Origin of the sequence: Asaia platycodi JCM 25414 (assembly GCF_000614545.1) — a bacterium.
Lineage (GTDB): Bacteria > Pseudomonadota > Alphaproteobacteria > Acetobacterales > Acetobacteraceae > Asaia > Asaia platycodi.
The window spans coordinates 18,179-41,614 of sequence record NZ_BAKW01000001.1; the positions used below are offsets into that span (position 1 = coordinate 18,179).

Annotated in this window: 27 protein-coding genes and 4 pseudogenes; 13 read left to right on the top strand and 18 right to left on the bottom strand. The window is 60.9% G+C overall.

Features of this window, described 5'->3' with window-relative positions; genetic code table 11:
* Positions 1 to 9: 9 nt before the first annotated feature.
* The 3 genes and pseudogenes from JCM25414_RS00080 to gap all read right to left on the bottom strand — a co-directional run bounded on the left by JCM25414_RS00080 (position 10) and on the right by gap (position 2,866).
* Positions 10 to 249, bottom strand: a complete 240-nt coding sequence (locus tag JCM25414_RS00080; RefSeq protein WP_025840312.1) for a hypothetical protein — start codon at positions 247 to 249, stop codon at positions 10 to 12.
* Positions 250 to 603: 354 nt separating this feature from the next.
* Positions 604 to 1,821 (bottom strand): phosphoglycerate kinase, encoded by a 1,218-nt coding sequence (locus JCM25414_RS00085; protein WP_025840314.1) that lies wholly within the window; start codon positions 1,819 to 1,821, stop codon positions 604 to 606.
* A 27-nt stretch (positions 1,822 to 1,848) separates the two neighbouring features.
* Positions 1,849 to 2,866: pseudogene (gap, locus tag JCM25414_RS15325) on the bottom strand (type I glyceraldehyde-3-phosphate dehydrogenase).
* A 171-nt stretch (positions 2,867 to 3,037) separates the two neighbouring features.
* On the opposite strand from gap, the gene JCM25414_RS00095 reads away from it, so the two are divergent.
* Complete coding sequence (locus JCM25414_RS00095; RefSeq protein WP_035442403.1) at positions 3,038 to 3,523, top strand: hypothetical protein; 486 nt, start codon at positions 3,038 to 3,040, stop codon at positions 3,521 to 3,523.
* 235 nt (positions 3,524 to 3,758) lie between these two features.
* Positions 3,759 to 4,559 carry a glucosamine inositolphosphorylceramide transferase family protein gene (locus JCM25414_RS15330; RefSeq protein WP_148300855.1) on the top strand — a complete coding sequence of 267 codons (801 nt, stop codon included), beginning with the start codon at positions 3,759 to 3,761 and terminating at the stop codon, positions 4,557 to 4,559.
* Between the two features lie 41 nt (positions 4,560 to 4,600).
* On the opposite strand, the gene JCM25414_RS00105 is transcribed toward JCM25414_RS15330, so the two are convergent.
* From JCM25414_RS00105 to JCM25414_RS15335, 4 genes are all read right to left on the bottom strand, one after another.
* Positions 4,601 to 5,509, bottom strand: a complete 909-nt coding sequence (locus JCM25414_RS00105; protein ID WP_025840316.1) for an alpha/beta fold hydrolase — start codon at positions 5,507 to 5,509, stop codon at positions 4,601 to 4,603.
* A 39-nt stretch (positions 5,510 to 5,548) separates the two neighbouring features.
* Positions 5,549 to 6,031, bottom strand: coding sequence for a hypothetical protein (locus JCM25414_RS22700; RefSeq protein WP_159101668.1), 483 nt, complete (start codon positions 6,029 to 6,031; stop codon positions 5,549 to 5,551).
* A gap of 413 nt (positions 6,032 to 6,444) precedes the next feature.
* A complete protein-coding gene (locus JCM25414_RS25545; RefSeq protein ID WP_277910892.1) occupies positions 6,445 to 6,873 on the bottom strand; it encodes a protein adenylyltransferase SelO family protein in 429 nt (142 codons plus the stop codon).
* A complete protein-coding gene (locus JCM25414_RS15335; protein WP_277910893.1) occupies positions 6,852 to 7,874 on the bottom strand; it encodes a protein adenylyltransferase SelO in 1,023 nt (340 codons plus the stop codon). The genes JCM25414_RS25545 and JCM25414_RS15335 overlap by 22 nt, the downstream gene beginning before the upstream one ends.
* 172 nt (positions 7,875 to 8,046) lie before the next feature.
* Here JCM25414_RS15335 and JCM25414_RS15340 point away from each other — a divergent pair, with 172 nt between their 5' ends.
* On the top strand, positions 8,047 to 8,973 hold the full coding sequence (locus JCM25414_RS15340) for a lipopolysaccharide biosynthesis protein (RefSeq protein ID WP_199897546.1): 927 nt from the start codon (positions 8,047 to 8,049) through the stop codon (positions 8,971 to 8,973).
* A complete protein-coding gene (locus JCM25414_RS23490) occupies positions 8,934 to 9,422 on the top strand; it encodes a lipopolysaccharide biosynthesis protein (protein ID WP_199897547.1) in 489 nt (162 codons plus the stop codon). The genes JCM25414_RS15340 and JCM25414_RS23490 overlap by 40 nt, the downstream gene beginning before the upstream one ends.
* A gap of 10 nt (positions 9,423 to 9,432) precedes the next feature.
* Here JCM25414_RS23490 and JCM25414_RS00125 read toward each other — a convergent pair whose 3' ends face one another.
* The 11 genes and pseudogenes from JCM25414_RS00125 to JCM25414_RS15350 form a co-directional block, all read right to left on the bottom strand.
* Complete coding sequence (locus JCM25414_RS00125; protein ID WP_025840318.1) at positions 9,433 to 10,821, bottom strand: NADH-quinone oxidoreductase subunit D-related protein; 1,389 nt, start codon at positions 10,819 to 10,821, stop codon at positions 9,433 to 9,435.
* A gap of 143 nt (positions 10,822 to 10,964) precedes the next feature.
* On the bottom strand, positions 10,965 to 11,531 hold the full coding sequence (locus JCM25414_RS00130) for a hypothetical protein (RefSeq protein ID WP_148300857.1): 567 nt from the start codon (positions 11,529 to 11,531) through the stop codon (positions 10,965 to 10,967).
* A 73-nt stretch (positions 11,532 to 11,604) separates the two neighbouring features.
* A complete protein-coding gene (locus JCM25414_RS00135; protein WP_025840320.1) occupies positions 11,605 to 11,934 on the bottom strand; it encodes a hypothetical protein in 330 nt (109 codons plus the stop codon).
* Positions 11,927 to 12,166, bottom strand: coding sequence for a hypothetical protein (locus JCM25414_RS21040; RefSeq protein ID WP_051535573.1), 240 nt, complete (start codon positions 12,164 to 12,166; stop codon positions 11,927 to 11,929). Before JCM25414_RS21040 ends, JCM25414_RS00135 begins: the two co-directional genes overlap by 8 nt.
* Positions 12,160 to 12,480, bottom strand: a complete 321-nt coding sequence (locus JCM25414_RS21045) for a hypothetical protein (protein WP_051535574.1) — start codon at positions 12,478 to 12,480, stop codon at positions 12,160 to 12,162. Before JCM25414_RS21045 ends, JCM25414_RS21040 begins: the two co-directional genes overlap by 7 nt.
* The gene (locus tag JCM25414_RS00145; RefSeq protein WP_025840321.1) at positions 12,477 to 13,385 is read right to left on the bottom strand and encodes a hypothetical protein; all 909 of its coding nucleotides are present in this window, start codon (positions 13,383 to 13,385) and stop codon (positions 12,477 to 12,479) included. The genes JCM25414_RS21045 and JCM25414_RS00145 overlap by 4 nt, the downstream gene beginning before the upstream one ends.
* A complete protein-coding gene (locus JCM25414_RS00150) occupies positions 13,382 to 13,954 on the bottom strand; it encodes a hypothetical protein (RefSeq protein WP_025840322.1) in 573 nt (190 codons plus the stop codon). The genes JCM25414_RS00145 and JCM25414_RS00150 overlap by 4 nt, the downstream gene beginning before the upstream one ends.
* Positions 13,954 to 14,649, bottom strand: coding sequence for a hypothetical protein (locus JCM25414_RS00155; RefSeq protein ID WP_025840323.1), 696 nt, complete (start codon positions 14,647 to 14,649; stop codon positions 13,954 to 13,956). Before JCM25414_RS00155 ends, JCM25414_RS00150 begins: the two co-directional genes overlap by 1 nt.
* Complete coding sequence (locus tag JCM25414_RS25550; RefSeq protein ID WP_277910894.1) at positions 14,649 to 14,780, bottom strand: hypothetical protein; 132 nt, start codon at positions 14,778 to 14,780, stop codon at positions 14,649 to 14,651. Before JCM25414_RS25550 ends, JCM25414_RS00155 begins: the two co-directional genes overlap by 1 nt.
* Positions 14,781 to 14,932: 152 nt before the next feature.
* Positions 14,933 to 15,226 (bottom strand): hypothetical protein, encoded by a 294-nt coding sequence (locus JCM25414_RS00160; RefSeq protein WP_025840324.1) that lies wholly within the window; start codon positions 15,224 to 15,226, stop codon positions 14,933 to 14,935.
* A 189-nt stretch (positions 15,227 to 15,415) separates the two neighbouring features.
* Positions 15,416 to 16,259 (bottom strand): annotated as a pseudogene (locus tag JCM25414_RS15350) (aldo/keto reductase).
* Positions 16,260 to 16,498: 239 nt separating this feature from the next.
* On the opposite strand from JCM25414_RS15350, the pseudogene JCM25414_RS26225 reads away from it, so the two are divergent.
* The 9 genes and pseudogenes from JCM25414_RS26225 to JCM25414_RS00195 all read left to right on the top strand — a co-directional run.
* Positions 16,499 to 16,867: pseudogene (locus tag JCM25414_RS26225) on the top strand (cupin domain-containing protein); the annotation flags it as partial.
* 29 nt (positions 16,868 to 16,896) lie between these two features.
* Positions 16,897 to 17,379, top strand: coding sequence for a cupin domain-containing protein (locus JCM25414_RS23905; protein ID WP_025840325.1), 483 nt, complete (start codon positions 16,897 to 16,899; stop codon positions 17,377 to 17,379).
* 384 nt (positions 17,380 to 17,763) lie between these two features.
* Positions 17,764 to 19,923: an outer membrane protein assembly factor BamB family protein gene (locus JCM25414_RS15355; protein WP_199897548.1), complete on the top strand. Its 2,160-nt coding sequence runs from the start codon at positions 17,764 to 17,766 to the stop codon at positions 19,921 to 19,923.
* Positions 19,806 to 20,156: a hypothetical protein gene (locus JCM25414_RS23495; RefSeq protein WP_456303446.1), complete on the top strand. Its 351-nt coding sequence runs from the start codon at positions 19,806 to 19,808 to the stop codon at positions 20,154 to 20,156. The genes JCM25414_RS15355 and JCM25414_RS23495 overlap by 118 nt, the downstream gene beginning before the upstream one ends.
* Positions 20,157 to 20,171: 15 nt before the next feature.
* Complete coding sequence (locus tag JCM25414_RS00180) at positions 20,172 to 20,678, top strand: (R)-mandelonitrile lyase (RefSeq protein ID WP_025840326.1); 507 nt, start codon at positions 20,172 to 20,174, stop codon at positions 20,676 to 20,678.
* Positions 20,679 to 20,722: 44 nt separating this feature from the next.
* A pseudogene (locus JCM25414_RS25555) lies at positions 20,723 to 21,151 on the top strand (LysR family transcriptional regulator); the annotation flags it as partial.
* A gap of 82 nt (positions 21,152 to 21,233) precedes the next feature.
* Positions 21,234 to 21,632 carry a LysR substrate-binding domain-containing protein gene (locus JCM25414_RS25560; RefSeq protein ID WP_277910895.1) on the top strand — a complete coding sequence of 133 codons (399 nt, stop codon included), beginning with the start codon at positions 21,234 to 21,236 and terminating at the stop codon, positions 21,630 to 21,632.
* Positions 21,633 to 21,926: 294 nt separating this feature from the next.
* A complete protein-coding gene (locus JCM25414_RS00190) occupies positions 21,927 to 22,694 on the top strand; it encodes an SDR family NAD(P)-dependent oxidoreductase (protein WP_025840327.1) in 768 nt (255 codons plus the stop codon).
* A 94-nt stretch (positions 22,695 to 22,788) separates the two neighbouring features.
* Positions 22,789 to 23,115 carry a carboxymuconolactone decarboxylase family protein gene (locus tag JCM25414_RS00195; protein WP_025840328.1) on the top strand — a complete coding sequence of 109 codons (327 nt, stop codon included), beginning with the start codon at positions 22,789 to 22,791 and terminating at the stop codon, positions 23,113 to 23,115.
* Positions 23,116 to 23,436: the final 321 nt, after the last annotated feature.

The following is a 23,436-nucleotide window of genomic DNA, read 5'->3' on the forward strand; positions in this document are numbered from 1 at the left end:
TTCGAGCGATCAGTTCATCGGGATGGCAACTGCGACACCCGCTGCCATCGACCCATGTCCACGTCTCTGATCATTCGCGCCGGCGCCTCCCGTCAGCGCATCGCCAACCTGATGGTGGTTACGTTGAAAGAAATCGGCCCGCAGGCTCGCGTCGTCATCGCTGTTGCGTGACTTCGGTGCTTCAAGGTCGTCATCGGGAAGGGGGGCTTGAGTGAAACCATCCTTGCTGATGGAAACAGGCGCTCTCACGGTCAGGGATGCCTGACGGATAAGCGGTTCCTCGCCGGTGGTCGGTTCGAGAGAGTAGGAAGAGGTGGCATCCAGCCGGATGAGGCGGAGGGCGTATGTCGAGCCGTGCCACGCGTCGCAGTAGTGTTGTCAGAAGCGTGAGCAGTATTCAGGCCAATACTGGCAAGCAGGGCAAGAGAAAGACAGGCGCGCAAGGGAACGCTCCCTTTTCCGGTTCAAGTGGGGATGCAGCAAGAACCGGACTCGTTACCGGCTGCGAAGACTGTATCCATCCGGAAAAAGGGAATGCAACCCTGACGGACCGATTGTATCACGCCGATACGAAACGTGATGCAACCGGCCCGTACGGCCCTATCAGATCGGGAAGGCGTTATGCGCAGCATCTGTCAGCACTGCGATCCCGGGCAGAAGCTTGCCTTCAAGCCATTCGAGGAAAGCCCCGCCAGCCGTTGACACATAGCTCATCTCATCGGCCGCCTGCGCATGACGCAGCGCAGAGACCGTGTCGCCGCCACCGGCAATGGTCTTCAGCTTGCCTGCTTTTGTCAGCGCGCCAGCCTTCTGTGCCACCGCAACCGTTGCCGTGTCGAAAGGCTTGATCTCGAACGCACCCAATGGCCCGTTCCAGACCAGCGTCTTCAAGCCCTCGAGCTTGGCCTCGATAAGCGCGATCGTCTTCGGACCTGCATCGAGAATCATTGCATCATCAGGCACCTGATGAATGTCGCAGACTTCCGAAGGGGCCCCTTCGCGGAATTCGCGGGCAATCACCGCATCGACCGGCAGAATGATCTCGCATTTGCCGTCATTGGCCTGGGCGAGAATCTTGCGCGCCGTCTCGTGCATCTCGGCTTCCTGCAGCGACTTGCCGACAGAGACGCCCTGAGCCGCGAGGAAGGTATTGGCCATGGCGCCGCCGATGAACAGCACATCGACCTTGCCCAGCACATTCCCGATAAGATCGAGCTTGGTCGAGATCTTTGCGCCGCCGATCAGAGCGCCGACGGGGCGTTCCGGCAGTTCGAGAGCTGCCGTTAGCGCGTTCAGCTCGGCTTCCATCAGACGACCGGCATAGGCCGGAAGATGATGGGCCAGACCTTCGGTCGACGCATGGGCACGATGGGCCGCCGAGAACGCGTCATTCACATACACATCGCCCAGACGGGCGAGCATGTCGGTGAAAGCCGGGTCGTTCTTCTCTTCACCAGCGTGGAAGCGCGTGTTTTCAAGCACGCAGATCTCGCCGTTCTTGAGCTTGGCGACGGCCTCTTCTGCCTTCGGCCCGATGCAGTCGGAAGCGAAATGCACCTTGTGCTGAATTTTCGATTCCAGCATTTCGGCGACAGGGGCGAGCGACATGCTGGGTACGACCTGACCCTTGGGGCGGTCGAAATGGCTCAGAATGATCACGCGTGCGCCCTTGTCGGCGAGTTCGCAGATCGTGGGGATGACGCGATCGATGCGCGTCGTGTCTGTAATGGCGCCGTCGCGCACCGGCACGTTGAGGTCGGCGCGCAGAAGAACGCGCTTACCCTCAGGAGACAGGTCTTCGAGCGTTTGGAAACTGGCCATGCCCTTTTCTCCCGTTTTTCTTGTTTCTTACAGGCTGCCGAAAAGGGCTGCCGTGTCGGACATACGGTTCGAGAAGCCCCATTCATTGTCGTACCAGGCGCAAACGCGCACCATCTTGCCGCCATTGATCACCGCCGTCTGGGTGGCGTCGAAGGTGGACGAGGCATAGGAGTGGTTGAAATCGGTGCTGACCAGCGGTGCTTCGTTATAGTCGAGCACGCCCTTCAGCGGGCCTGCTGCTGCAGCGCGCAGGGCGTCGTTGACGGCCTGGACCGAGGCGGGTGCGCGGGCCGGGATGAAATCGAGCGAGACGACCGAGACGTTCGGCGTCGGCACGCGGATCGAGGTGCCGTCCAGACGGCCCTTGAGATGCGGCAGAACCAGGCCGATGGCCTTGGCAGCACCCGTCGAGGTCGGGATCATGTTCAGGGCAGCGGCGCGGGCGCGGCGCGGGTCGCGGTGATGGGTGTCGACCGTGCGCTGGTCACCCGTATAGGAGTGGATCGTGACCATGTAGCCGCAATCGATGCCAAAGCTTCGTCCAGTACCTGGGCGACGGGCGCCAGACAGTTGGTGGTGCAGGACGCGTTGGAAATGACCGTCATGTCCTTCGTCAGCATGGCATTGTTCACGCCATAGACGATGGTGGCATCGACATCGGTGCCCGGAGCGGAAATCAGAACCTTGCGCGCACCAGCCGTGATCAGAGCCGAAGCCTTCTCCTTGCTGGTGAACAGGCCCGTGCATTCCATGGCAACATCGACGCCTTCGAACGGCACCTTGGTCGGGTCACGCTCTGCAGACACGCGGATCGGCCCATAGGTGCGGCCATTGGCTCGATGATCAGATTGCTGCCATCGACGCGTACCGTGCCGGGGAAACGACCGTGGACGCTGTCATAGGCGAACAGATGGGCGCTTTCTTCGACCGAGCCGAGGTCATTGATGGCGACAGGCACGACATCCGTACGTCCGCTCTCGATGATTCCACGCAGCACCAGACGTCCGATACGTCCAAAACCGTTGATCGCGATTTTCACAGCCATTGTAGTCTCCCGGCCAGTAGGCGGTTTCGTTATAAGAGGCGAAACCATAGCACCCTTGGAAGACGAGACGAGAGGGGGCGCTCAAAAAACTTACCGATATTTTCGTGAAAACTGGTCTTTCTGTTCCCGCTCTCTTGCTTGTGTCCGCTCTACCTGCAAGTTCTCAAGGTCATGACGATGACGAATGCTACAAATTGTGGTTACCTGAAGTTTCGCTCTTTGGCAGGTATCGGCTTATGCCTGATTTCCGGGGCGCTCGCGGCTTGCACGCCGCCCGACCAGCGTCTGTTCAACCCCGATGCAGGCAAGCCCCCTAAGCCTTACATTCCCCCGGCAGCGCCATCCAAGCCGCCGCCGGCGCCCTTTCTGCAGATTGTGGCAGGGACCCCCAGGGATCAGTGGGCGTCTGCCGTCGAACGAAGCACCAAACTTGCCTTGTCGCGCAGGCCGACGATCATCTTTATCGTTTCCGTGCTCTCGCCTGAGACTAGCAGCCCTGCTGCACAGGTGAAGGCTCTCGAAACCCTCACCGAGCAGGATGGCAAGGCCGTGGCAGACCAGATCGTCGCGTCTGGCGCGCCGGTCAATCAGGTGCAGATTGAAGCCAAAACCGATCCGTCTTCGCCAAAGGGGCGGATCCGTATCGATCTGCGCTGATCAATGCTGCGCGCAGCGTCCGGGTGCCACTGGCTCCCGGCGCAGTTTCGTCGCGTGCGCTGTTTGGGAAAGCGGGTGGAGGTGCTAAGCCCTGCGCCGTCTTGAAGGGGGGAGGGCATCATGAGCTTGCGCAAGGATATATGGCGAACGGGCATTCTTGATGCGCCTCTGGCCAGCCTGCTGCAAAAACCTGACTGGTCGCAGGTCCCGTGCCGTTTCCTGCCCGATATGCCGCGTGATTTCCAGTTTCGTGCCGACGTTCGGGGTCTGGCACGAGGGCAGGCTGCACGTCTTTCTCGAGATCTACGATTATCGCAATCGTATCGGCGAGATCGAGCTGTTCGTTTACGACCGCGAGTGGCGACTGATCAGAAACGAGATCGTGCTGCGTGAGCCCTGGCACCTGTCCTATCCGCAGATCGTCGAGGCCGAGGGCTCTTTCTGGATGCTGCCCGAGGCGCATCGCTCTGGCACACAGACACTCTATCGCGCGGAACGCTTTCCCGATCGCTGGGTGCCTGTCTGTCAGATCGATCTGGGTGGCGAGATTGCCGTCGATGCCACGCTCTGTTTTCGCGACGGGTTATGGTGGCTGATCTATACGCCGGTCGAGGCGGCCAAAAAGGCGCCAAGCCGTCTTCATCTGGCCTTTGCCCAGACCCTGCACGGCCCCTGGACGCGTCACAGGCAGAACCCGATCCGTCTCGACCCGTCAAGCGCTCGAGCCGGGGGCACACCGCTCGAGATCGATGGTAAACTCATGCTTCCGGTGCAGGATTGCGCCCATACTTATGGCGGTGCGGTGCGCCCGCTCTGGTTCGACAGGCTGACGCCTGAAGGCGTGACAACCCATGTCGGCCCGGCTTTGCCAATTGCGCCCCGTTTTGCGCCGTTCACCGAAGGTATGCACACGCTCTCGGCAGCGGGCGATATCACGCTTTTCGATATAAAGAAGACAGTGCTCTCTCCGCATGGTCTGATGATCGAGGCGGGACGCGAAGTCCGCAAGCTGCGCAAGCGTCTGGGGCTGGGCTGATATAGCTGCCTGACCCGGTTCCGGCTGATCGGGTTCCTGTCTCAGGAGTGGGGTCGGAGGGCGGCCTCGACGGCCCCATCGAATTTCTCCGGCTGGTCGATCATGACGAAATGATAGCTGTCATCGATCCGCTGGAACTGCACATGAGGCGTCGCGGCATAGCTGGTTCGATAGAGCGCGTCGATCATGGCTGCGGGAACACCATAGACCGGATCATAGGCGTAGATCACGGTCACTGGAGCTGTGATTTTCGGTAATGCAGAGCGCAGATCGGTCGTCATGTCGTCGTAAATCGCGTTGGCAACTGTCTTCTTGTCCGATTTCAACCCGGCTTCCACGAGGCCGGGGCGGGCTGATTCGGTTTTGACCATTCTTGCGATGGTCTGTTCCTGGCTCGTCCGGATCTGGCGCTGTGGCTGTTCCTGCAAAAGCGACCGCCTAAAGGCCTCAGCCTGTGGTTGCACCGTTTCGCGCGTGGCGAACGGATTGAAAACAAGCGGATAAAAGGGTAGGGCGTCGACGACGATGACGGCTCCCACACGATCGGGGGTGTCGCTGGCCACCATGAGAGCGAGTTCACCTCCAATCGAATGCCCTATCAGTGTCGGTCTGTTGAGATGCGCCGTTTCGATGTAGCGAGACAAAGCAGAAGCGACCGGCTGCATGACCTGATCGGGGGCGGTTTTCTGTGCCGGCTCACCCGCAAATCCGGCAATCTGCACCAGATGCAGCCGATAATGTGCTTTGAGCCGCGCTGCCAGTCCGTTCCAGACAGAGCGTGGCGAGGCAAGGCCCGGTATCAGAACAACATCCGGTCCGCTGCCCTCGATCACGACCGAGAAAGGCTGTGCGTTCTGCTGCGTGGCTGTGTCGCTCGCGGCCCGCAAGGCTGAGGGGGTGACGAAGAGTAAGGCGATCAGCAGAGCTGAAAAGAGGCGTCTTCGGGTCATGCATTCCTCTTGTTTTCGGAATCGTGAAAAGAGGGCATCCTAACGACCGGTCAGAAAGTCCAGTACGCGGCGCCAGAAGTGGGCTTCGTCCAGCATCAGCCGCGTCACGACCGGCGGAATTCCCCGGGCCTCCAGAAAACGTGGATCGCATCCACGATCGAAGATCACGCGCAGAAGCGCAATCAATGCGGCGCCTTCGCAGAACAATAAAAGGCTGATGCCCAATGCACGCAGCCAACCCGCACGACCCGGAAATTCGGATGACATACCGGGCAAGGTGGTTTGCGCCAGCCATAGCGTCGAGCCGCCCAGCGACACGCCGCGCATCAGTCCCTGTCTGAGCGACCGTAGACGGTAGCAGCAGTTAAAACTCGTCAGGAGCGTGCCAATCCATAAGCAGACAAGCCAGAAGCGCGCCATTGGCGGAGACGATGTTGGAATTATTTCCGAAAACCAGAGAAACAGGAAAGCGTAAGACAATAATCCGTAAAGATAGCGCCAGTGTTCACGAAGAAGCGGCATCAAATGAAGACTCCATTTCGATACCGCATCATACGGAGCCGGGGTATTTTGACGATGGCTTCGCCGTTCAAAGTAGCGTGAAGGCAGTTTAGGCGTGCGAGGTCTTCTCGGGCGCAAGCCGCATGGCATTTTGTCGTTGGCGGGCATGTGACTGCGAGGAAGGCAGCTATAACGCAGTAATCGACGAAAAACCGTGTACGGTTTCAGGTCATGACGGGGATCAGGCGGTCTGCCCGTTCGATTGCCGTTTTTCGTTTCCGGGGAGAATTGCGACGCAGGACAAAAGGCCTCGTCGCCGGATAAGGACAGAGCGCGTCCTTGTCTGAGTTCTGAGCGTTGATCGCGCGCCAGCACGCTCGCAATGACGCGTCGAGCGTAGCTTTCAGGTCAGTGCCCTTCTTGTCGTTGCGTCATCAAGTACCGCAGAAGGTCGCGTAAACGATCTGCTCAGGCGATGGAGGCATTTCGTAGGCGGCATCGTCTTCAAAGGGTTGCTGCAGGCGCTGCAGAAGAGCCTCGAAAACCGTGAAATTCCCTGTTTCGGCGGCGGCGATGGCTTCGGCAACGCGGTGATTGCGGGCAATCACGGCCGGGTTGCTGCTGCGCATAAGGGCTTCCTGCGTTTCCGCGGCAACGGGTTCCAGAGCGCGACGTGCCTTCCACTCAGTCATCCAGCGCTCAAGCGCTTCGGAAGGCGGCGCTGCAATCAGCGGTTCGCTTCTGGCGAGACGACGGAAGCTGAGTGTCCAGTCCAGCGCGTCGTTTTCCATCACCTGCAGCAGGGCCTCAACCAGCGCCCTGTCCTGCTTCTCAGGCGTGGTCAAACCCAGCTTGGGGCGCATTCGAGCCAGCCAGGCCTCCTCATGGAGGCTTTGAAAGCGGCTGATCGCCTCTCGCGCCCAGGCAAGCGCGCGGTCTTCGTCCGGGTCGAAAAAGGCAGAAGCGTCTCTGCCAGGCGGGCGAGGTTCCATCCGGCCAGACGCGGCTGGTTGCCATAGGCATAGCGTCCGTTGCGATCGATCGAGCTGAACACCTTGTCATGGCGATAGGTGTCGAGAAAGGCACAGGGGCCGTAATCGATGGTCTCGCCCGACAACGTCATGTTGTCCGTATTCATTACCCCATGCACGAAGCCGAGGCTCATCCAGTGCGCGACGAGCCGGGCCTGCCTCGCCACGACTGTCTCATAAAGTGCTCGCACCGGGTTTTCGGCCTCACGCGCCTCAGGTACGTGACGGTCGATGGCAAGATCACAAAGAAAAGCCAGCGCCTCGCGATCTTCGCGCGCTGCAAAATACTGGAACGTGCCGACCCGCAGATGGCTCGCAGCGACACGTGTCAGAATAGCGCCGGGTTGTGGGCGGTCGCGCCAGATCGTCTCGCCGGTCGTGACAGCGGCGAGCGCACGCGTGGTGGGCACGCCGAGTGCTGACATGGCTTCGCTCACCAGATATTCGCGCAGCACCGGGCCGAGTGCCGCCAATCCGTCGCCGCGTCGCGAAAAGGGGGTCGGCCCCGATCCCTTGAGTTGCACGTCGCGCAGCTGACCGCGGTCGTCGGTCACAATTCCGAGAAGATGGGCGCGTCCATCACCGAGCTGCGGCACGAACTGACCGAATTGGTGCCCGGCATAAGCCTGTGCCAATGCAGGCACCCCATCGATACGGGCCTGTCCGCTCAGCAGGGCGATGCCCTCGGGAGATTTCAGCCATTCGGGTGAGAAACCGAGCGTTTCTGCCAGGGGGGCATTCAGGGCTACGAGGCGCGGGGCCGCGAAAGAGGCAGGGTTCACCTCGACAGCCATGGAAGCCGGAAAAGGCGCGCGGCGGAGGGGAAGATGCATGATACCTCTTGGGTGCAGGCCGAACAGGGCGGTCAGAAAAGCAAAATGGACGCTCTCGTTACTCAGAGATAACGTCCGCCCGCCGAGCCGCAAGATCAGGCCTGTCAGAAAGCAGGCAAGTTTTTTTGCCCTTTCCCTTTCCATTTCGGGGCCGGACGTCCAAAACCCCTTCATGTCGAAACACCCCTCAGCCGCCAGACGGATTGCCCATAATGTCAGCTTCCTGACATTGGGGCGTATCGCGACGGCGCTTTGCAGTTTCGCCTATATCGCTTTTGCGGTGCGGGCGCTGGGGCTGGGCCAGTTCGGTCTGCTGATCCTGATCCATTCTCTCGGTATCATGGCATCGACCTTTTCGCGCATGCAGTCATGGCAGACGCTCATCCGGTTCGGTAACGAGCCCTATGCCCGCCGTGATCTGGACCTGCTGCGTCAGATCCTGGGGTTCTGCATAAGGCTCGACCTGCTTTCGGCAGTCGTTGCTGTGTCGATAGGGGTAATCAGCGTTGCGCTTTACAGCCACATTGCGCAGTGGACCCCTTGGGTCACGTCGCTGGCCTATGGCTATGCGCTGATCAGTCCGTTCATGTACACGGGTTGGAGCAACGGGGTTCTGCGTCTGACAGATCGTTTCCACCTCGTGCCGATCAGCGATACGGCGACGGCCATTTTCCGCACGGCGGGCACGGCGCTGGGTTTTGCTCTGCACCTCAATCTCGGGTTTTTTGTGCTGATCTGGGCTGGGGCGGTATTGCTCGATTACGGGCTGTTCCTGTTTTTTGCTCTCACGACCTTGCGTCGGAAAATCGGGCTGCGTTTGCGCTGGCGAGACGTCCTGACCCAGTGGCGCTGGCAATCGCCGGGAATGTGGGCTTTCACGCGCTCGACCAGCATCAACCAGACGCTCGGGGCGGTTTCGGGCCATATCAGCACGCTGGTCGTCGGCTCGCTTCTTGGGTCCGCCGAGCTGCGGTGTTTCGCATCTGCCGGCAGATTGCCGATGGTATCGTCACGCCAGCCCAGATGTTGTCGCCCGTGCTTTATCCCGAGCTGGTCAAGATGCGTGACCGTCAGGACTGGCGGGGCCTCAAGCGCCTGACCTGGAAGATCTTCGCCATGCTCTGTGGCGTTTCAGTGGCGCTTCTGCTCGTCTCGGCCTTTTTCGGCGGGCGCATCTTTGCGCTCATGCTGCATATCCATTTGCATGGCACCACCTATTACATCTCGATCATGCTGGTCTCGGCGGTGCTGACCCTGCTCATCGTCCCGCTTGAGCCGCTGCTGACAGTCATGGGGCAGATCGGCTTTCTGATGGCCAACCGTACCTGGATCACACTCGCCTATTTTCCGGTGCTTTACGGTCTGACGGCGACGTGGTCGCTCAAGGGAGCCTGCTACGCGACCGTGTTCAGCAGTTTCATCATGTTCGTCACACGGCTCTGGCGCGCGATAATCTGCTCGCTGCGCCCGGCAAAAGACGCCCCCAGAGCCCCAGCCGTCGAACAGACTGGCGCGCCGTCCGAAAGCGAGCTTCCCGCCGAGGCCTGATTTTTCGGCCCTATTGCTCTGCCCCGCCCGGATCGAACCCCAGAGACGTCAGAACGAGCCTGTCTTCCCAGCGATCATGCATGAGCGACGGCAGAACAGAGAGGGTGCTCAGCGCCGGATCGCGCAGCATGATGCCGTCGAGGCGGGATTCCTTGAGCCTCACCCAGCACCACAGATCGCCATGCGGCCCTTCGGCGGCGCCAATGCCCTCACCCGAGCCGGTCGGGACGGGCGGCGGCATGGGCAGGGGGGCGCCAAATTGCGTTGCGATACGGTCGATGCGGCGCAGGGCGTCGCGTATTTCATCAAGGCGCAGGCACTGGCGCGCCCAGCCATCTCCGGCAAGGCGCGAACCGGCGCGACCAGGCACATGGCGCATGTCGTCCTCAAGCTGGCGCAGATCGAATGAGCGTCCCGAGGCGCGACCGATCAGTCCACCAAGACAAAAGCGCTCGGCCGTCGAGGCCGTGATGACACCAAGCCCTTCGAGCACCTCTGCCATCTGGTCATGCAATCCCTCCAGAACCGGCAGACGTGGCATCAATGCGTCATGAACCGCATGGGCCAGCGTGCAGATATCGATTCCGGCAGCGATCCCGTCTGGTGCGATCGCATCGATCAGTCGTCGCGAGGCGCCGTGCTGGGCACAGAGTGCGGCACAGAGATCTTCGGCAAGGGCGGCATGGGTGGCGAGAAGCGCAAACCCGGTCAGACGGGCCATCTGCGCGATATCGCGACAATGCACGGCAACACGTTCGACTTCAGCCAGAAGCGTACGGGCATCGCGCACGGCGTCTGAGGGCACGAGCCCCAGCGCCTGTTCGACAGCGCGCGAATAGGCCAGAGGCGCGGCCACAAAGCCTGCCGAGACGCTGCGCCCGATCAGACGCAATGCCTCTTCTGGCTTGCTGCCCTGGAGCTGTTGCATGAGTCCGATATGCGCCACCCCCGGTGTGATCTGTCTGCTGCCCCAGGTGAAAGGCGTCATGTCGGCATGGAGTGCCTCACGAAAACCGGCATCGGGCGGGGCATGATCTGAAGAAACGGAGCGTTGCGACAGTGGCGAGACACTTGCCCAGCCGCCGTGATCGAGTGCCGGTTCGGTATCGGCGGCCCCCAGAGGCAGGCAGCCCCAGAGATCCTGTGCGATGCGCTCTGGCCATGAGGCGGCTGGTACCGAGGCAGAGAGGGCGAAATACCGCCCATCTATGAGCGGCGTACTGGCCATGAGCGGCGTTTCCTGATCCAGAAACAGCGCATAGGCGCGGCAGTCATCGCACCAATGCGCGATGAACCAGCCCGGTATGGCCTCGATCATGGAGCGCCATTGTGGCTCGTCCAGCGCGTAGTGATAGGGCGCAAGACGGTCGCCTCGCCTTATATGCTGCGCCATGCTCATGGGGCTCTCCAATACAGAGCCCAGACAGAGTCAGGCAGGGTCATGAGAAAAGGCGAGGCCAGCCCCAGAGCGAGCAGCTCCCAGAACGGCCCTGTCCTGCCAAGTTGCAGGCAGGATCAGGCCCAGACGCGCGCGGCTCGCCATCAGGCCAAGGCCAGAAGGCATAGCGCGGCTGGAATTGCGCCGATTGTCGCCAGCCCGGCCACGATGCCGAAACCGGCTGCGAAGCCCGGCCAGGGCGGCAGGCTGCCAAAAATCCAGAAACGAGCAGATCTGTCGATCGCCGGAGCGGTAGCCAGAGCCAGTCCACTACTCAGAAGAAGCAGCGCCGGTACAACGCCATGGGGCAGGGCGGCAGCAAGAATTGCCAGCGCCACCATCGGGCGGGGATTGTCCTGTCGGGTCAGTACGCAAAACCAGAGCCCGGCCAGACCGGCGAGAATCAGCACCATATGGGTAATGTCGCGTTCGGGCAGCCGAAGCATCAGTGTGACGACACTCAGACAGAGGAGCATGTCCAGAAGAGCCGTGCCCTGCCCTTCCGTTGTGTCATGGGCGTATGTCGTCAGGGGGGGGCCGAGACCGGCCATGAGGCACAATCCGACAGAAAGAAACAGGTCGCCGAGGCGGAGCGTGGCGGGGTCAGGGGTCAATGTCGTCAGGCTCGTGCCGAGCAGGGCCAGAACCACCCCCGCAAGCCGCAGGCGCATCGACTCCCAGGCCTGTTTTGCGCGCGGCGTGACCAGGGTTCGCGCAGCGCGAGAATCAGCGTGCCGCTGGCGGTCAGGCATGTGACGGGCAGCAGCGTATGCACGCTGAGGGCCAGCATGATCGCGGAACTCGCCAGAAAACTGAGACAGAGGCAAGGCGTTTTTCGCGCGCCTGCCAGGAGAGAAAAGGCACACAGCCAGCCAGAAGACAGGCCCAGCGCGCCAGAATATCCTGCCCGGAGAGAAAAGGGTCCAGTATGGCAGTCAGCACGAGCCCTGCCATCGCGAAGAGCCGAGCGGAACGCCCGGCCTGCGCCTCGGGCATGAGGGCGATAAGGCAGGCTGCCAGAAGCGGCCATGTCGGAACCAGAAATCTGGCAATCTGGTGCAGGGTCTCAGCCATTGCGCGGCCCTTCCAGACGGAGCCAGGCGAGTCTCGGCATCAGCCAGCCTCCCAGAGCAAGCAAGCCGACCCAGACAAGCGCCGCCCCCAGAAGGAGGGGCCAGCTTCCGCTATAGCCGCCGAGCAGCAGCAGGCCGTTCAGCGCACAGAGTAACCCGACCAGCTGGAGCAGCGGCACTGGCAAGGCGGCGGCGCAGAGTCCCGAAAGAACGATACCGATACAGATCAGCACTGGCAGACCCGGTGTGGCGGCGAGCGCTGTGAGTAGCAGGAGCCCGATAGCGGCGCACAGCGCAAGCCTGTAGCCTGTTGGGTGGCGCGCCGCTCGCGGAGATCGCCCGATCGCCAGGCAACATGGGCGCGCAGCACGATCCATCCTGCGCCATTGAGCACGGGGAGCAGGATGAGCGTGGCCATGGCAGGCGCGCCATGGCCAATGACCGACACGCAGGCGGCGGCACAGGTGCCGTGAAAAGGCAGGATACGTCCGTCACGCCCGATCGCACCGAGAGCGATCAGCAGGGCAAGGCCAAGCAATACGGTCATGCCGCCAATCTCCCCGCAAGAACGAGCAGGATTGCCGCCCCGCTCAGGACCAGAGCGAGGCGAGCCGCAGGCATAGGCCGGCAGGCGCGCCATCCTGCTGCCAGTGTCACCATCAGGGCCAGCTTGGCAGGCGCTGCGATACACCAGAGCACGATCAATGTGCCCAAAGGGCGTGTCCCCGCTGCAATGGAATCCGGCCATACCAGATCGGCAATCAGCAGATACCAGCAACAGGCAGAAAGATCGTGGCTGTAGCGCAGCAGGGCGCGGTGGCGACCCTCAGCCGAGGCGATCAGTTCCTCATGCCAGCTATCGGACAGAAAGCGCCGGTTCAGCACCAGCAACAGGGCGGCTGCAATGAAAACCAGCCCGCCAATCAATGTCGGGGCCGGTTGCAGGAGCCGCTGTTGCAACAGGCCGACAAGCGTTCCGGCACCGGGAAGGCCAATGGTGATAAGTGTGCCTGTCAGGGCGAGTAGTGGCACCAGAAACAGCAAATCGCGCCCAAGCCTGCCCAGAGAAGCGCGCAGGCGCAGGGCGATCAACCGGGTAGGCGGTTTTTGCAGGGCCTGTACCCAGGCGGGCATGCAGGAGAGGATCAATAGCACTCCGCAGGCGAGCGGCTCGGAGAGAAAACCGAACAGCGATCGTGCATTGGCATAGGGAATGCCGGTCATGGCAAGAAAGACAGCGCACAGGCCAAGCCAGCACAGGGCAGGGACGGGGCGGCGCTGCGCCCAGCCACGGCGGATCTGGCTCCAGCGCCATCCGGGAGCGATGCCGCTGCACCCTGCGCCAAGACCCTGCAATCCCCGTTCGAGATCGGTCAGAAAAGGGGCGATCACGGCGAGGCAGAGCATCTGGCCGAAGGTTACGGCCAGGGCAATGGCGAATAACCCGATCATGCGGACCAGCCAAGCCAGACCAGAGCGGCGGCAAGCAGAAACAGCCAGAGAGACAATGTCTGGCGTGCCAAGGCAGAGCCAGCTCTGCGGGAGAGGGGTGTCCGGTTCCAGGAAGTCTCTGTCGTGAGATGATGCCATCCGCCGCGCAGTGCATGCCAGCGTGCGCGCAGCAGGGCGAGAGTCCGCCTCGCCCCCCAGGGCAGGCGCAGCCTGAGTTCGGGCGATGGCCAGTTCGGCAAGGCGTTTGCCATCGACGGCAGATGGGTCATGACTGCGGGAATGATGAGCGCCGGGATCAGGAAAATCAGCGCCGGATACCAGAAGGCGCCATCCCCGCCTGCAACGGACCAGATCGGCCAGGTGCGCCAGATCTCCTGACCCGCCCCCGCCAGATCAAGCGCAGAAACATGCAGGAGACCAAGCAGCAGGCCCGGGCATATCGACAGACAGAGGCCAAGGGTGAGCGCAGTCGCCAACCCGCGATGATGGAATGCGAAAGCCCCGGCCAGGGAACGCCAGGAGGCCAGCCAGCCTCGCACCATCAGCACGCCGATCAGTAGGCTCAGCATCACGGCGCCCGCAGTCCAGGCGGGTGAAAGCCGCTGAGGCCGTTGACCACATGCAGTCCGAGCCAGAAAGGCAGGAACCCGGCCAGAGGCGGCAAAGGTGTCTGAAACAGAAAGGCCCTGCTGCCGAGCCCTTGCAGGGCCAGGGCAAGGATTGTCGCCTCACTGCCCGCCAGAGCCGTATCGGCCAGTCCGCCTTGCCTGGCGCAGAGGGTCAGCCCAAGCAACAGGAGCGGCCAGTAGTTCAGGGCCTTTTCGATGCGCAGGCAAAGACAGAGCGCCGCCCCCAGCAGAACGAGGCCGACCGGCCAGAAAGAGCCTTGCGCCTGCAGGAGTGATGGCACGAAAAGCGCATAGGCGAGGAGCGGCATCTCCGCAAAGGCGGGCAGGGTTGCCAGACCTGCCGCAGGCGCGAGAAAGGAGAGCGCGGGGAAACCGGGCAGAATGGCGAGCGCGCACCCCGCTGGGGCGAGAAGACCCAGTCGCCAGGCTTGACGCGTTTGCCCGTCGCGGCTTGCCTTTGCGTGCTGGGCGGCCTCGGCCAGGCAGGGGAGAAAACAGAACAGGGCAAGCGCCGCGTCATGACAGAGAAGGCCAAGGCCGCCCAGTGCCTCACCTACCGGCCCCGGATGGCGACGAGGCGTGACGAGCGACAGGGTCCAGAGCACGATCCAGCACGCGCTGAGCGGGTCAAGCACTATCGGACCAAGCCGGGATTCATGTGCCCCCAATGCACCCCAGCAGCCAGCGCGCCCTGAATTCCCAGCAAGGCCACGCGCAGCAAGGGCATGATCGGCCCGCAGCGCCAGGATGTCGCAAGGCGCAGCACGAGGCAGCTCAGCAGCAGGGCAAGGGGAAGAGCTGAAAACAGGGAGTCATCCTGACATGGCGTAAGCGGCTAAGGCTTTTTCCTTACCGCAGTTTCAGGCCCGGCCCAATTCCCCTTGCCGGGCTTTTGGGCCCGAATGAGTGCAGGAATCTTTATATTGTCGGTGACTGGCGATGGCGGTCCAGGTTTCCGGCGCGTTCAAGGGCCAGTTCGACCAGCTCGTTTTCGCTGTTACCCTGGGCTTGCGGGTCGTAGAAAACGAGTTCGAGTTCCGGCTCCATCTGGGTGCAGACCAGAAAACATCCGACAGCCTCGCTCAGATGAGCGGTGAAGCTTCTTATCTGGACGCTCGGAAGATGCGAGACCCAGATCTGGCGCTCCTGGGCGAAAGAGGTCAACAGATGCGGGTGATCGGCGAGATAGCGCTCGAACTCGGCACGGGTCATGATAGATCCAGTTATCGGTAAAATTATAACTTGTATGACTGTTGATTTATATTGACACAAAAATGGTATTTCTTACCAATTCAACATTATTTTCTGGAAAGTTCTGTGGTTATTTCAGCGTGTAGGCTCCGCGTATAGGAGAGATGATACTAGGGGGCTGTGGCTGTTCCCCTCAATGCGCGCCAGTTCTCAAATCATTTCGAGTGGGGTTTTGCGGTGTGGTGGTGCAAAACGCGCATCGAGACGCGCCTGATCTTCGTCACGCAGGACCAGATCGAGGGCGGCGATATTTTCGCACATGTGAGCCCGGGAGCCAGCCTTGGGAATGGCGAGCAGGTTGGGCTGGCGAAGTGTCCAGGCAAGGGCGATCTGGCCGGGCTAGCGGGACCGCTGGACGTTTCATGGTTTTTGGCGATATCGGCCAGAATATCGTCACCCAGCAGCGCGCCGCCCTGGCCAAGGGGTGAATAGGCAATGGAGACGATGCCTTCGGCTCTGTCATGCGCCAGCAGGTCGAATTCCACGCCGCGTGCTTCGAGATTGTACAGAATCTGATTAGCGGCACAGTCAGCGCCCAGTACGTCCAGTTCCTGCATGTCTTCGGTATCGAAATTGGAAACACCCCAGCGACGGATCATACCCTGAGTTTGCAGATGGGTGAGCGCCTCGACCGTTTCCTCCAACGGAACGCCGCCGCGCCAGTGGAGCAAATAAAGATCGAGCCGATCCGTGCCGAGCCTGTCTAGAGAGGCTTCGCAACTGCGCAGGGTCTTTTCATAGCTGGCATTCGACGGGAGCACCTTGCTGATCAGGAAGACCTCGTCGCGTCGACCGCGTATAGCCTCACCGACGAGACGTTCGGAGCGACCGCTGCCGTACATTTCCGCCGTGTCGATCACGCTGAGGCCGGCATCGAGTCCAGCCCGAAGACTGGCGATCTCCTCGCACGTGTCGCCGTTGAATCTCCGATATTCCAGCTTCCCATGCCCAATGCCGGAACGGACGTGCCGTCACGAAAACTGACCTTTTTCATGAAACTTCCTTTTCAATCTTCAGGCCGAAGCGTCAGATCTGGGTTTGCGTTCGATAAGGATGGCAAGTCGTTAATCACGAATACGTGAGAAGTGACTCCCTATGGACTGTGCGGCGTTAGGCTGGTCGCACGAGCTTTCGGGGCAGCTTCTGCTTTCAAAGAGGAGGCCGAAAATGGTGTCTTTTGATCATCGCGTTTTCCAGCGCCTTTTCGGCGGAACGGGAACGTCCGGGTCTTCTATGAGGCGGCGCGAAGGGGCTTCCGGCTGGGCCTCAAGATTGCGGGCCCGACGGGCGCCCGGCGCGTACGAAGCCGATGACGCATGGCCGGCGCGGCGCGGGGCTCGGCATTGCAGAGAGGTGGAGGTCAGGCGCCATGATCTCGGCGAAGGGTCACGCGGCGGCGTTGTACGCTGCGATGCCACAGGCTGGGGCATGGTCGTTTCGGGGTGCGCCAGACTTGAAATGTGCTCTGAAACAGGCGCGACGCTCTATCATGATGTCCTGCGCGAAGGGGATGTGTGGAGTGTGCCTTCCTCCGCCTCAGCCTGGCTGCATTGCTGTGATAATGAGCGTGCCAGCGTCGTAATGTTTTTGGGTGGCAGAGAGAACGGATCTGGCGAGACGGGCGACGACTGGTGCTGGTCGATACGCAACCCGCGCACGGCCCGTTTCACCACGCACTATTCGATCAGACCGCCGAGACGACGCAGTGGGGCAGTATACGCGTGCTCGAAGCCGACGCCTTTGGTGACCCCGAGGCGCTCTCTGCCGCACTCGTCGAGATCAGCCCCGGCTGCTGCACCGATCTTCACTGGCATCTCAATACTTCTGTCTGGCAGATATGCCTCGACGGTGCAGGCGCTGTCACCTGTGTTCCGGCGGGCGCAGCCCAGCAGGAGAAGAGGCTCTGCACCGGCATGATCGGCCATGTGCCTAGGGCAGAAGGCTATTTCATCCGCAATGACGGCAATGCGCCGCTGAGGATGCTCGAGATCTTCAGGTCGGACCATTATCACGACCTATCCCTCTCTCAGTGGCTCGCCGCATCGTCTCCAGAGCTCATTGCCGCTCATCTGTGTGTGGATGTGGCCATGATTTCGAGCCTCTCCCGCCTCTGAAAACTGGTCATTCCTGAGGTTTGAGTCAGGTCGATGCGTCATTATTCTGACCTTCCGGACAAGTAGGTGTCTGCTCTGATGCAGGGCTCCGGGCCTGGTATTTGATCGGGAAGCAGGAGCGCCCATCGAGGGGGGCTTTTTCCTCTCTGAATGAACCCGAAGAAGGTGCGATCAGGAACGAACCCGGCTTGTGAACCGCGATCGTCACGGATGGCCGCGTGCAGTTGGGCGTTCCCCTCGACGAGCGGGGGAAAAGACCGCCGTAGGAGTGCTGAAATTTTCCTCTACCCGCATTGAAAGACGCTCAACATCAAAAGGGCGCTCGATGGGTTATCTCCGTCATATTATTTTCAGTGACGGTATTGCGGCAGCAAAAGGTAACTCATGGCTATCTCAAAGAGGATCATGCGCCGGAATGGCTGGCTCGCCTGTCTCTATGCCACGTTGCTGGCACTTCTTGGCGCGACCCTGATAGCAGGGGGGGCGATCCTCATTCAGGCAGGCGGTTCGTATTACTACCTCATTGCCGGGGTGATGATGCTTTCAAGTGCGGCCATGATCTGGCGGGCAGATCGGCGTGGCGCGGGGGTATACGCTGCGATGCTCGCGCTCACGCTTGCCTGGTCGATCTGGGAGGTCGGCGGACATGTCTGGCAACTCGTCCCGCGTCTGGTGGCGCCATGCGTGCTTGGTCTGGGGCTGTTCCTGCCAGGCGTCATGCCTGGACCGGCACGACACTCTTTGTGGGGCCTGTCTCGTTTTGGCCTGGTTCTGGTGGCCTTCGCACTATTCGGGGTTTTGTTGCATGTAACAGGTTCGAGCGCTCCACCAGATCCTGCCTGGCAGACGGGCAGCCCCATCGAGGCTCCCGGTCGTCTGGCGCAAGTAAAGTCAGAGGCGACTGACCAATGGCCAGTCTATGGTAACGATCAGGGCGGTTCACGCTTCAGTCCGCTCGATCAGATCAATACCGGCAATGTAGGCAAGCTCGAAAAAATCTGGGAAGCCGACACCGGCCCCAGGCCGGATAATGCCTATACGGCGGGACTTGAAGTAACGCCGATCATGATCGGTGATAGTCTTTATATCTGCAATAATTATGATGCGGTCGTCGCGTATGACGCCGAGACGGGCAAGCGACGCTGGACGTTTCAGATGAGCGATTCCCGCTCCGGCAAGCCCTGCCGGGGCGTTACCTATTATCGCGTTCCCGGTGCAACAGGGCCCTGCGCGGAGCGTCTCTATGCAGTCAGCCAGCTTCCCGATCTCGTGGCACTGGATGCGCATACGGGGCAGCTCTGTCACGATTTTGCGGTTGCGGGTCGCTATGATCTCAGACGGGGCATGAGTGCTGCGCCTTTTGGCATCTATTACGTCAGTTCTGCGCCCCAGCTCATACGTGGAAAGCTCGTCGTGGGGGGCAGCATTCTGGACAACCAGTTCTGGGGGGCACCGTCGGGCGTCGTGCGCGCCTTCGATGCCATTTCGGGCAAGCTTTCCTGGGCGTTCGATGTGGGTCATCCCGACCGCAAGGGGGAGCCGCCTCCGGGCCAGAGCTATACACGCTCGACGCCCAATAGCTGGGCGCCTCTCAGTGCCGATGAGAAGCTCGGTCTCGTCTATCTGCCTATGGGCAATTCGACGCCCGATCTTTATGGCGCGCAGCGTCGCTCCTTCGACGACGAGAATAGCAGCGCTGTGATCGCGATCGATGCTGAGACAGGCACCCCGCGCTGGAAATTTCAGACGACCCATCATGATTTGTGGGATTACGATATTCCTTCGCAGCCGAGCCTTGCCAATATACCTACCGCGAAAGGGCTGAGGGCCGGGCTGATCATGCCGACCAAACGCGGTGAGATCTTCGTGCTCGACCGCGCCACGGGCGAGCCGATCAGGGAGGTACGCGAGTTGGCTGTGCCTCAGGGTGGCGGCGGCCCCGGTGACCGGCTGTCGGCGACCCAGCCGTTTTCGGTCGCGATGCCATCGTTTCGTGGCGCCACGCTGCGAGAGCGCGACATGTGGGGGCTGACGCCTATCGACCAGATGTTCTGTCGCATCAGGTTCAGACAGGCGCGCTATGAAGGCCCCCTGACACCTATCGGTCTCGATCGACCGACCATCGTGCATCCGGGTTATGGCGGCGGGGTCAATTGGGGGAGCGTTTCTCTCGATCCCGAGCGCGGCATCATGGTTGTGCCATGGATGAACCTGCCGACACGGTCGCAGCTCATTCCGCGCGAGCAGGCCAATCGGATTGGCAATGTGCTCGGGCCGACACATGGTCCGGTCAACACCCAAAATCCCATGGCAAACACGCCCTATGGTGCGATCAACGGGCCTTTTCAGTCTTTTCTCGGCGTGCCCTGCACATCGCCGCCTTACGGCTCTCTGGCTGCCGTCGATCTTCACACTGGGCGGCTGATCTGGACAAAGCCGTTCGGCACGAGCGCCGATACGGGACCACTTGGGTTTCACACGCATGTTCCTCTACCATGGGTGTGCCTTTTTCAGGCGGGGGCATCACGACGCGCGGCGGTCTGATTTTCATCGCGGCGTCGATGGAGCAGGCTATCCGTGCCTATGACCTGTTCAATGGCAAGGAGTTGTGGAAAGTCCGCCTCCCTGCCGGAGGGCAGGCGACGCCCATGACCTATCGGGCGCCGCATAGCGGTCGACAGATCGTGGTCATTGCCACAGGGGGCAAGCCAACGCTCAAGACAACACAAGGTGCGCGGCTCGTTGCCTATGCGTTGCCGAAAGAATTCTCCCGCTAACGAAAGAAAACGACGATGCTCTTTTCCAGATATGCCGGTGTCATTATGCTTCTGTGGTGCGGGACCGGCCTCGCTTTTGCGCAGACAGCGCTCGTTCATCAGCTGCCCAATCAGCAATCGGACGTCATCAAACCGGGAGCGATTGCCGCCAAACCCGGCCCAGCGACATTCTTCACCGGCAAGGTGACGGTTTTGGAGCTTGTCAGACCGGTATCATCGGGGCGTGCCGGCGTGGGGCTGGTAACCTTTCAGGCCGGGGCACGCAGCCACTGGCATACGCATCCTGCCGGACAGACTTTGTATGTGACGCAAGGATGTGGCTGGACGCAGCGCGAAGGCGGCCCCGTGCAGCGTATCTGCAAAGGCGACACAGTCTATGTGCCGCCCGGCATTCGTCACTGGCACGGCGCAACGGATACGACATCAATGACCCATCTGTCGGTCACCGAAACGCTCGGCGGCCATGCTGTCGACTGGGCGGAAAAAGTCTCTGATGTCCAGTTCAAGGGGCCTTCCGAATAAGAGCGGCCGATTGCCCTTCGAAAAAGAGTGAGTCATGCTCGGCCATGCCCGTTAACCGGATCGATCTCGCCGATTACAGCTATTTTCTGGCTATCGCCCGCCACCGCAACTTCAGGCGCGCGGGTGTCGAGCTGGGCGTGAGCACTTCTGCCCTGAGCCATTCGCTCAAGGGGCTGGAGACCCGTATTGGCATCAGGCTGATCAATCGTACCAACCGCAGTGTCACGCTCACCGCTGCCGGTGAGGAATTGCAGGCGGCGATCAGCGATCCGTTCGACCGTATCGAGCAGGCTGTCGACAGCCTCAACCGTTTCCGCGACGTGCCCAAAGGGCGTATCAGGCTGAACGTGCCCAGCGACGCCGCGAGTTTGCTGCTTGGTCCGGCACTTCCCCATTTCGTCGAACGCTACCCGGATATCGCACTCGATCTGGCGGTCAGTAATCAGCTCGTGGATGTGATCGATGGCGGGTTCGACGCTGGTATCCGTTATGGCGGCACTGTTCCCGAGGATATGATCGCCCAACGTCTGTCGGCCGATATACGCTGGGGTGGTCGTGGGGTCTGTCGCCTATCTCGAACGTCATGGTGTCCCACTGCACCCGCACGATCTCGCAGCGCATCGCTGCCTGCGCTTCCGCCTTGGCGACGACACGCTCTATCGCTGGGAGTTCGAACGCCAATCGGAGAACATGGCGGTTGCAGTGCCGGGATCGCTCACTTTCGATGACAGCCGGGCCATCCTCTCCGCTCTTCTGGGGGGCGCAGGCCTGATGTATGCGCCCGAACCTCTGGTCGCACCGCTGATTGCCGAAGGCAGGGTTCGCTCCGTCCTGGAAGACTGGGCGCCGATGGGAGACGGGTTTTACATCTATTACGCCAGTCGACGTCAGGTGCCGACAGGGCTGCGCCTTCTGATCGCGCTGCTGCGTGAACTTAAGCCGCTGGGACTCTGAGTACAGTCAGCTCGATGTTGAGCGTCACTCAACAGGGTATCAACACGAAGCCGGATATTACGATCGCTCTGGCAGGCCTAAAGTAATTTTTGAAGGCGGCACGGGCCGTCGTGTAATCGAGGCAAATTTCTGGAAATCACAGGTCGTGAAAAAGCCTGCCATTTCATCTGGCCGGCACCATGACGCTGTGAGCGGCGCGCGGGGTCAATGAGACATTTCTGTCGGTAAATAATCCGCGCATTTCCTGCCTCATCAAACGCCATGCGCCTCGTGGCACGATCTGGAGAGAGGGACATGAACCCAAGCTATGATTTCGCAGACAAGGTCGCTGTCGTAACAGGTGCCAAGGGCGGCATGGGCTTCGCTACGGCAGAGGCCTTTGCCAGAAGCGGCGCAGCAATTGTTTTGGGCGATCTCGATGAAGTCGCGATTCAGGAAGCGGCAGCCCGGCTAAACGCGGCAGGATATCGGGCGGTGGGTATGGCGTGTGACGTGTCGGACGAAGCACAGGCGGCAGGCCTTGTGGCGCTTGCCGTTTCACGCTTCGGTCGGCTCGATTTCGCCTATAACAACGCCGGTATCCAGGCCCCGCCTACAGATGCCGCCGATGAAACAGCTGAGGCCTTCGACAGGGTTCAGGCCGTTAATCTGCGGGGAATCTGGACCTGCATGAAGCATGAGCTCAGGCAGATGCGACAGCAGGGTTTCGGCGCGATCGTCAATTGCTCTTCTTTGGGTGGACTAGTCGGCCTTCCCGAGCGTGCCGCGTATCACGCCTCGAAACATGGCGTTATCGGACTCACAAAAAGCGCCGCCCTCGACTACGCGCCGCGTGGTGTGCGTATCAATGCGATCTGCCCTGGCGTGATCGAGACGCCGATGGTGGCCGATATGCTCAAGACGCAAAAACAGGCCATGGACGATTTCCTGAAGCAGCAGCCGATAGGCCGTCTTGGGACAGCAGAGGAAATTGCGCAATCTGTGCTGTGGCTATGCAGCCCCGGCGCCAGCTTCGTGACCGGCGTTGCCCTGCCGGTCGATGGGGGCTTTACGGCTCATTGAGGCGGGAATGCTGCCGATAAACAGACGGGCCATGGTGATTGGGGCGCTGGCTGCCTCAGCACCCTGGTCTCCTTCCGTTGCTGGAGAAAAGACCATGTCGAGTGACCCTACCGACGCCCGAAAGGCCTTTGGCGATATTGCCTCTCATCTTGCCGAAATTACCGACAAGGTGCTGTTCGGTGATGTGTGGCAGAATACGGCCCTTTCGCCGCGTGATCGCAGCCTCACCACCATCACCTGCCTGATCGCCGGATATCGGCATAACGAACTCGCCTTTCACATTCGAAAAGGGCTCGCGAACGGCCTCAGGAAAGAGGAGATCGTCGAAGCGATTACCCAGATCGCTTTTTATGCAGGCTGGCCGCCTGCCATGACGGCGCTGCCGATCGTGAAGAAAATATTCGAGGAAGAAAGCCTCTGAGTTGCGCCGACGGGCGCTGACGACGTAGCTGGCCATGCGCCGGAAGACGGTCGATCAAAATCTGTTATCGAGAAGCGGTGATCGCATTCCGGCATAAATTCCGCCAATTCGGAAAGGATCTATGCGAAATTGCAAGGGTTGGCGCCATCATCAGACTGGTGCCCGGCCTGTAAGGCGCTCTCGCTCGTGATCTCTCGACACTACCTGATGGAGGCGCGTGAGAGTTGCTTTCGGGTTGTAAACGTTTCAGATCTCTGAGACCAGTTTTTAATCTTCCTGCCATGGCAGGGGCGGGCTGTTCAGGTTCTGCCCGAGTGTGAC

Coding starts and splice junctions, on each gene's coding strand:
- JCM25414_RS00160 (WP_025840324.1), bottom strand. CDS start 15,226: ATGACCCGTGCCGAGTTCGAGCGCTATCTCGCCGATCACCCGCATCTG.
- JCM25414_RS00125 (WP_025840318.1), bottom strand. CDS start 10,821: ATGAGCATGGCGCAGCATATAAGGCGAGGCGACCGTCTTGCGCCCTAT.
- JCM25414_RS00130 (WP_148300857.1), bottom strand. CDS start 11,531: ATGCGCCTGCGGCTTGCGGGGGTGGTTCTGGCCCTGCTCGGCACGAGC.
- JCM25414_RS22700 (WP_159101668.1), bottom strand. CDS start 6,031: ATGCCGCTTCTTCGTGAACACTGGCGCTATCTTTACGGATTATTGTCT.
- JCM25414_RS15355 (WP_199897548.1), top strand. CDS start 17,764: ATGGCTATCTCAAAGAGGATCATGCGCCGGAATGGCTGGCTCGCCTGT.
- JCM25414_RS00190 (WP_025840327.1), top strand. CDS start 21,927: ATGAACCCAAGCTATGATTTCGCAGACAAGGTCGCTGTCGTAACAGGT.
- JCM25414_RS15335 (WP_277910893.1), bottom strand. CDS start 7,874: ATGCATCTTCCCCTCCGCCGCGCGCCTTTTCCGGCTTCCATGGCTGTC.
- JCM25414_RS00150 (WP_025840322.1), bottom strand. CDS start 13,954: ATGCTGAGCCTACTGATCGGCGTGCTGATGGTGCGAGGCTGGCTGGCC.
- JCM25414_RS00105 (WP_025840316.1), bottom strand. CDS start 5,509: ATGACCCGAAGACGCCTCTTTTCAGCTCTGCTGATCGCCTTACTCTTC.
- JCM25414_RS00195 (WP_025840328.1), top strand. CDS start 22,789: ATGTCGAGTGACCCTACCGACGCCCGAAAGGCCTTTGGCGATATTGCC.
- JCM25414_RS00180 (WP_025840326.1), top strand. CDS start 20,172: ATGCTCTTTTCCAGATATGCCGGTGTCATTATGCTTCTGTGGTGCGGG.
- JCM25414_RS00095 (WP_035442403.1), top strand. CDS start 3,038: ATGACGATGACGAATGCTACAAATTGTGGTTACCTGAAGTTTCGCTCT.
- JCM25414_RS21045 (WP_051535574.1), bottom strand. CDS start 12,480: ATGACCGTATTGCTTGGCCTTGCCCTGCTGATCGCTCTCGGTGCGATC.
- JCM25414_RS00085 (WP_025840314.1), bottom strand. CDS start 1,821: ATGGCCAGTTTCCAAACGCTCGAAGACCTGTCTCCTGAGGGTAAGCGC.
- JCM25414_RS00135 (WP_025840320.1), bottom strand. CDS start 11,934: ATGGCTGAGACCCTGCACCAGATTGCCAGATTTCTGGTTCCGACATGG.
- JCM25414_RS15340 (WP_199897546.1), top strand. CDS start 8,047: ATGTCGAAACACCCCTCAGCCGCCAGACGGATTGCCCATAATGTCAGC.
- JCM25414_RS23490 (WP_199897547.1), top strand. CDS start 8,934: ATGCGTGACCGTCAGGACTGGCGGGGCCTCAAGCGCCTGACCTGGAAG.
- JCM25414_RS00145 (WP_025840321.1), bottom strand. CDS start 13,385: ATGATCGGGTTATTCGCCATTGCCCTGGCCGTAACCTTCGGCCAGATG.
- JCM25414_RS25545 (WP_277910892.1), bottom strand. CDS start 6,873: ATGCGCCCCAAGCTGGGTTTGACCACGCCTGAGAAGCAGGACAGGGCG.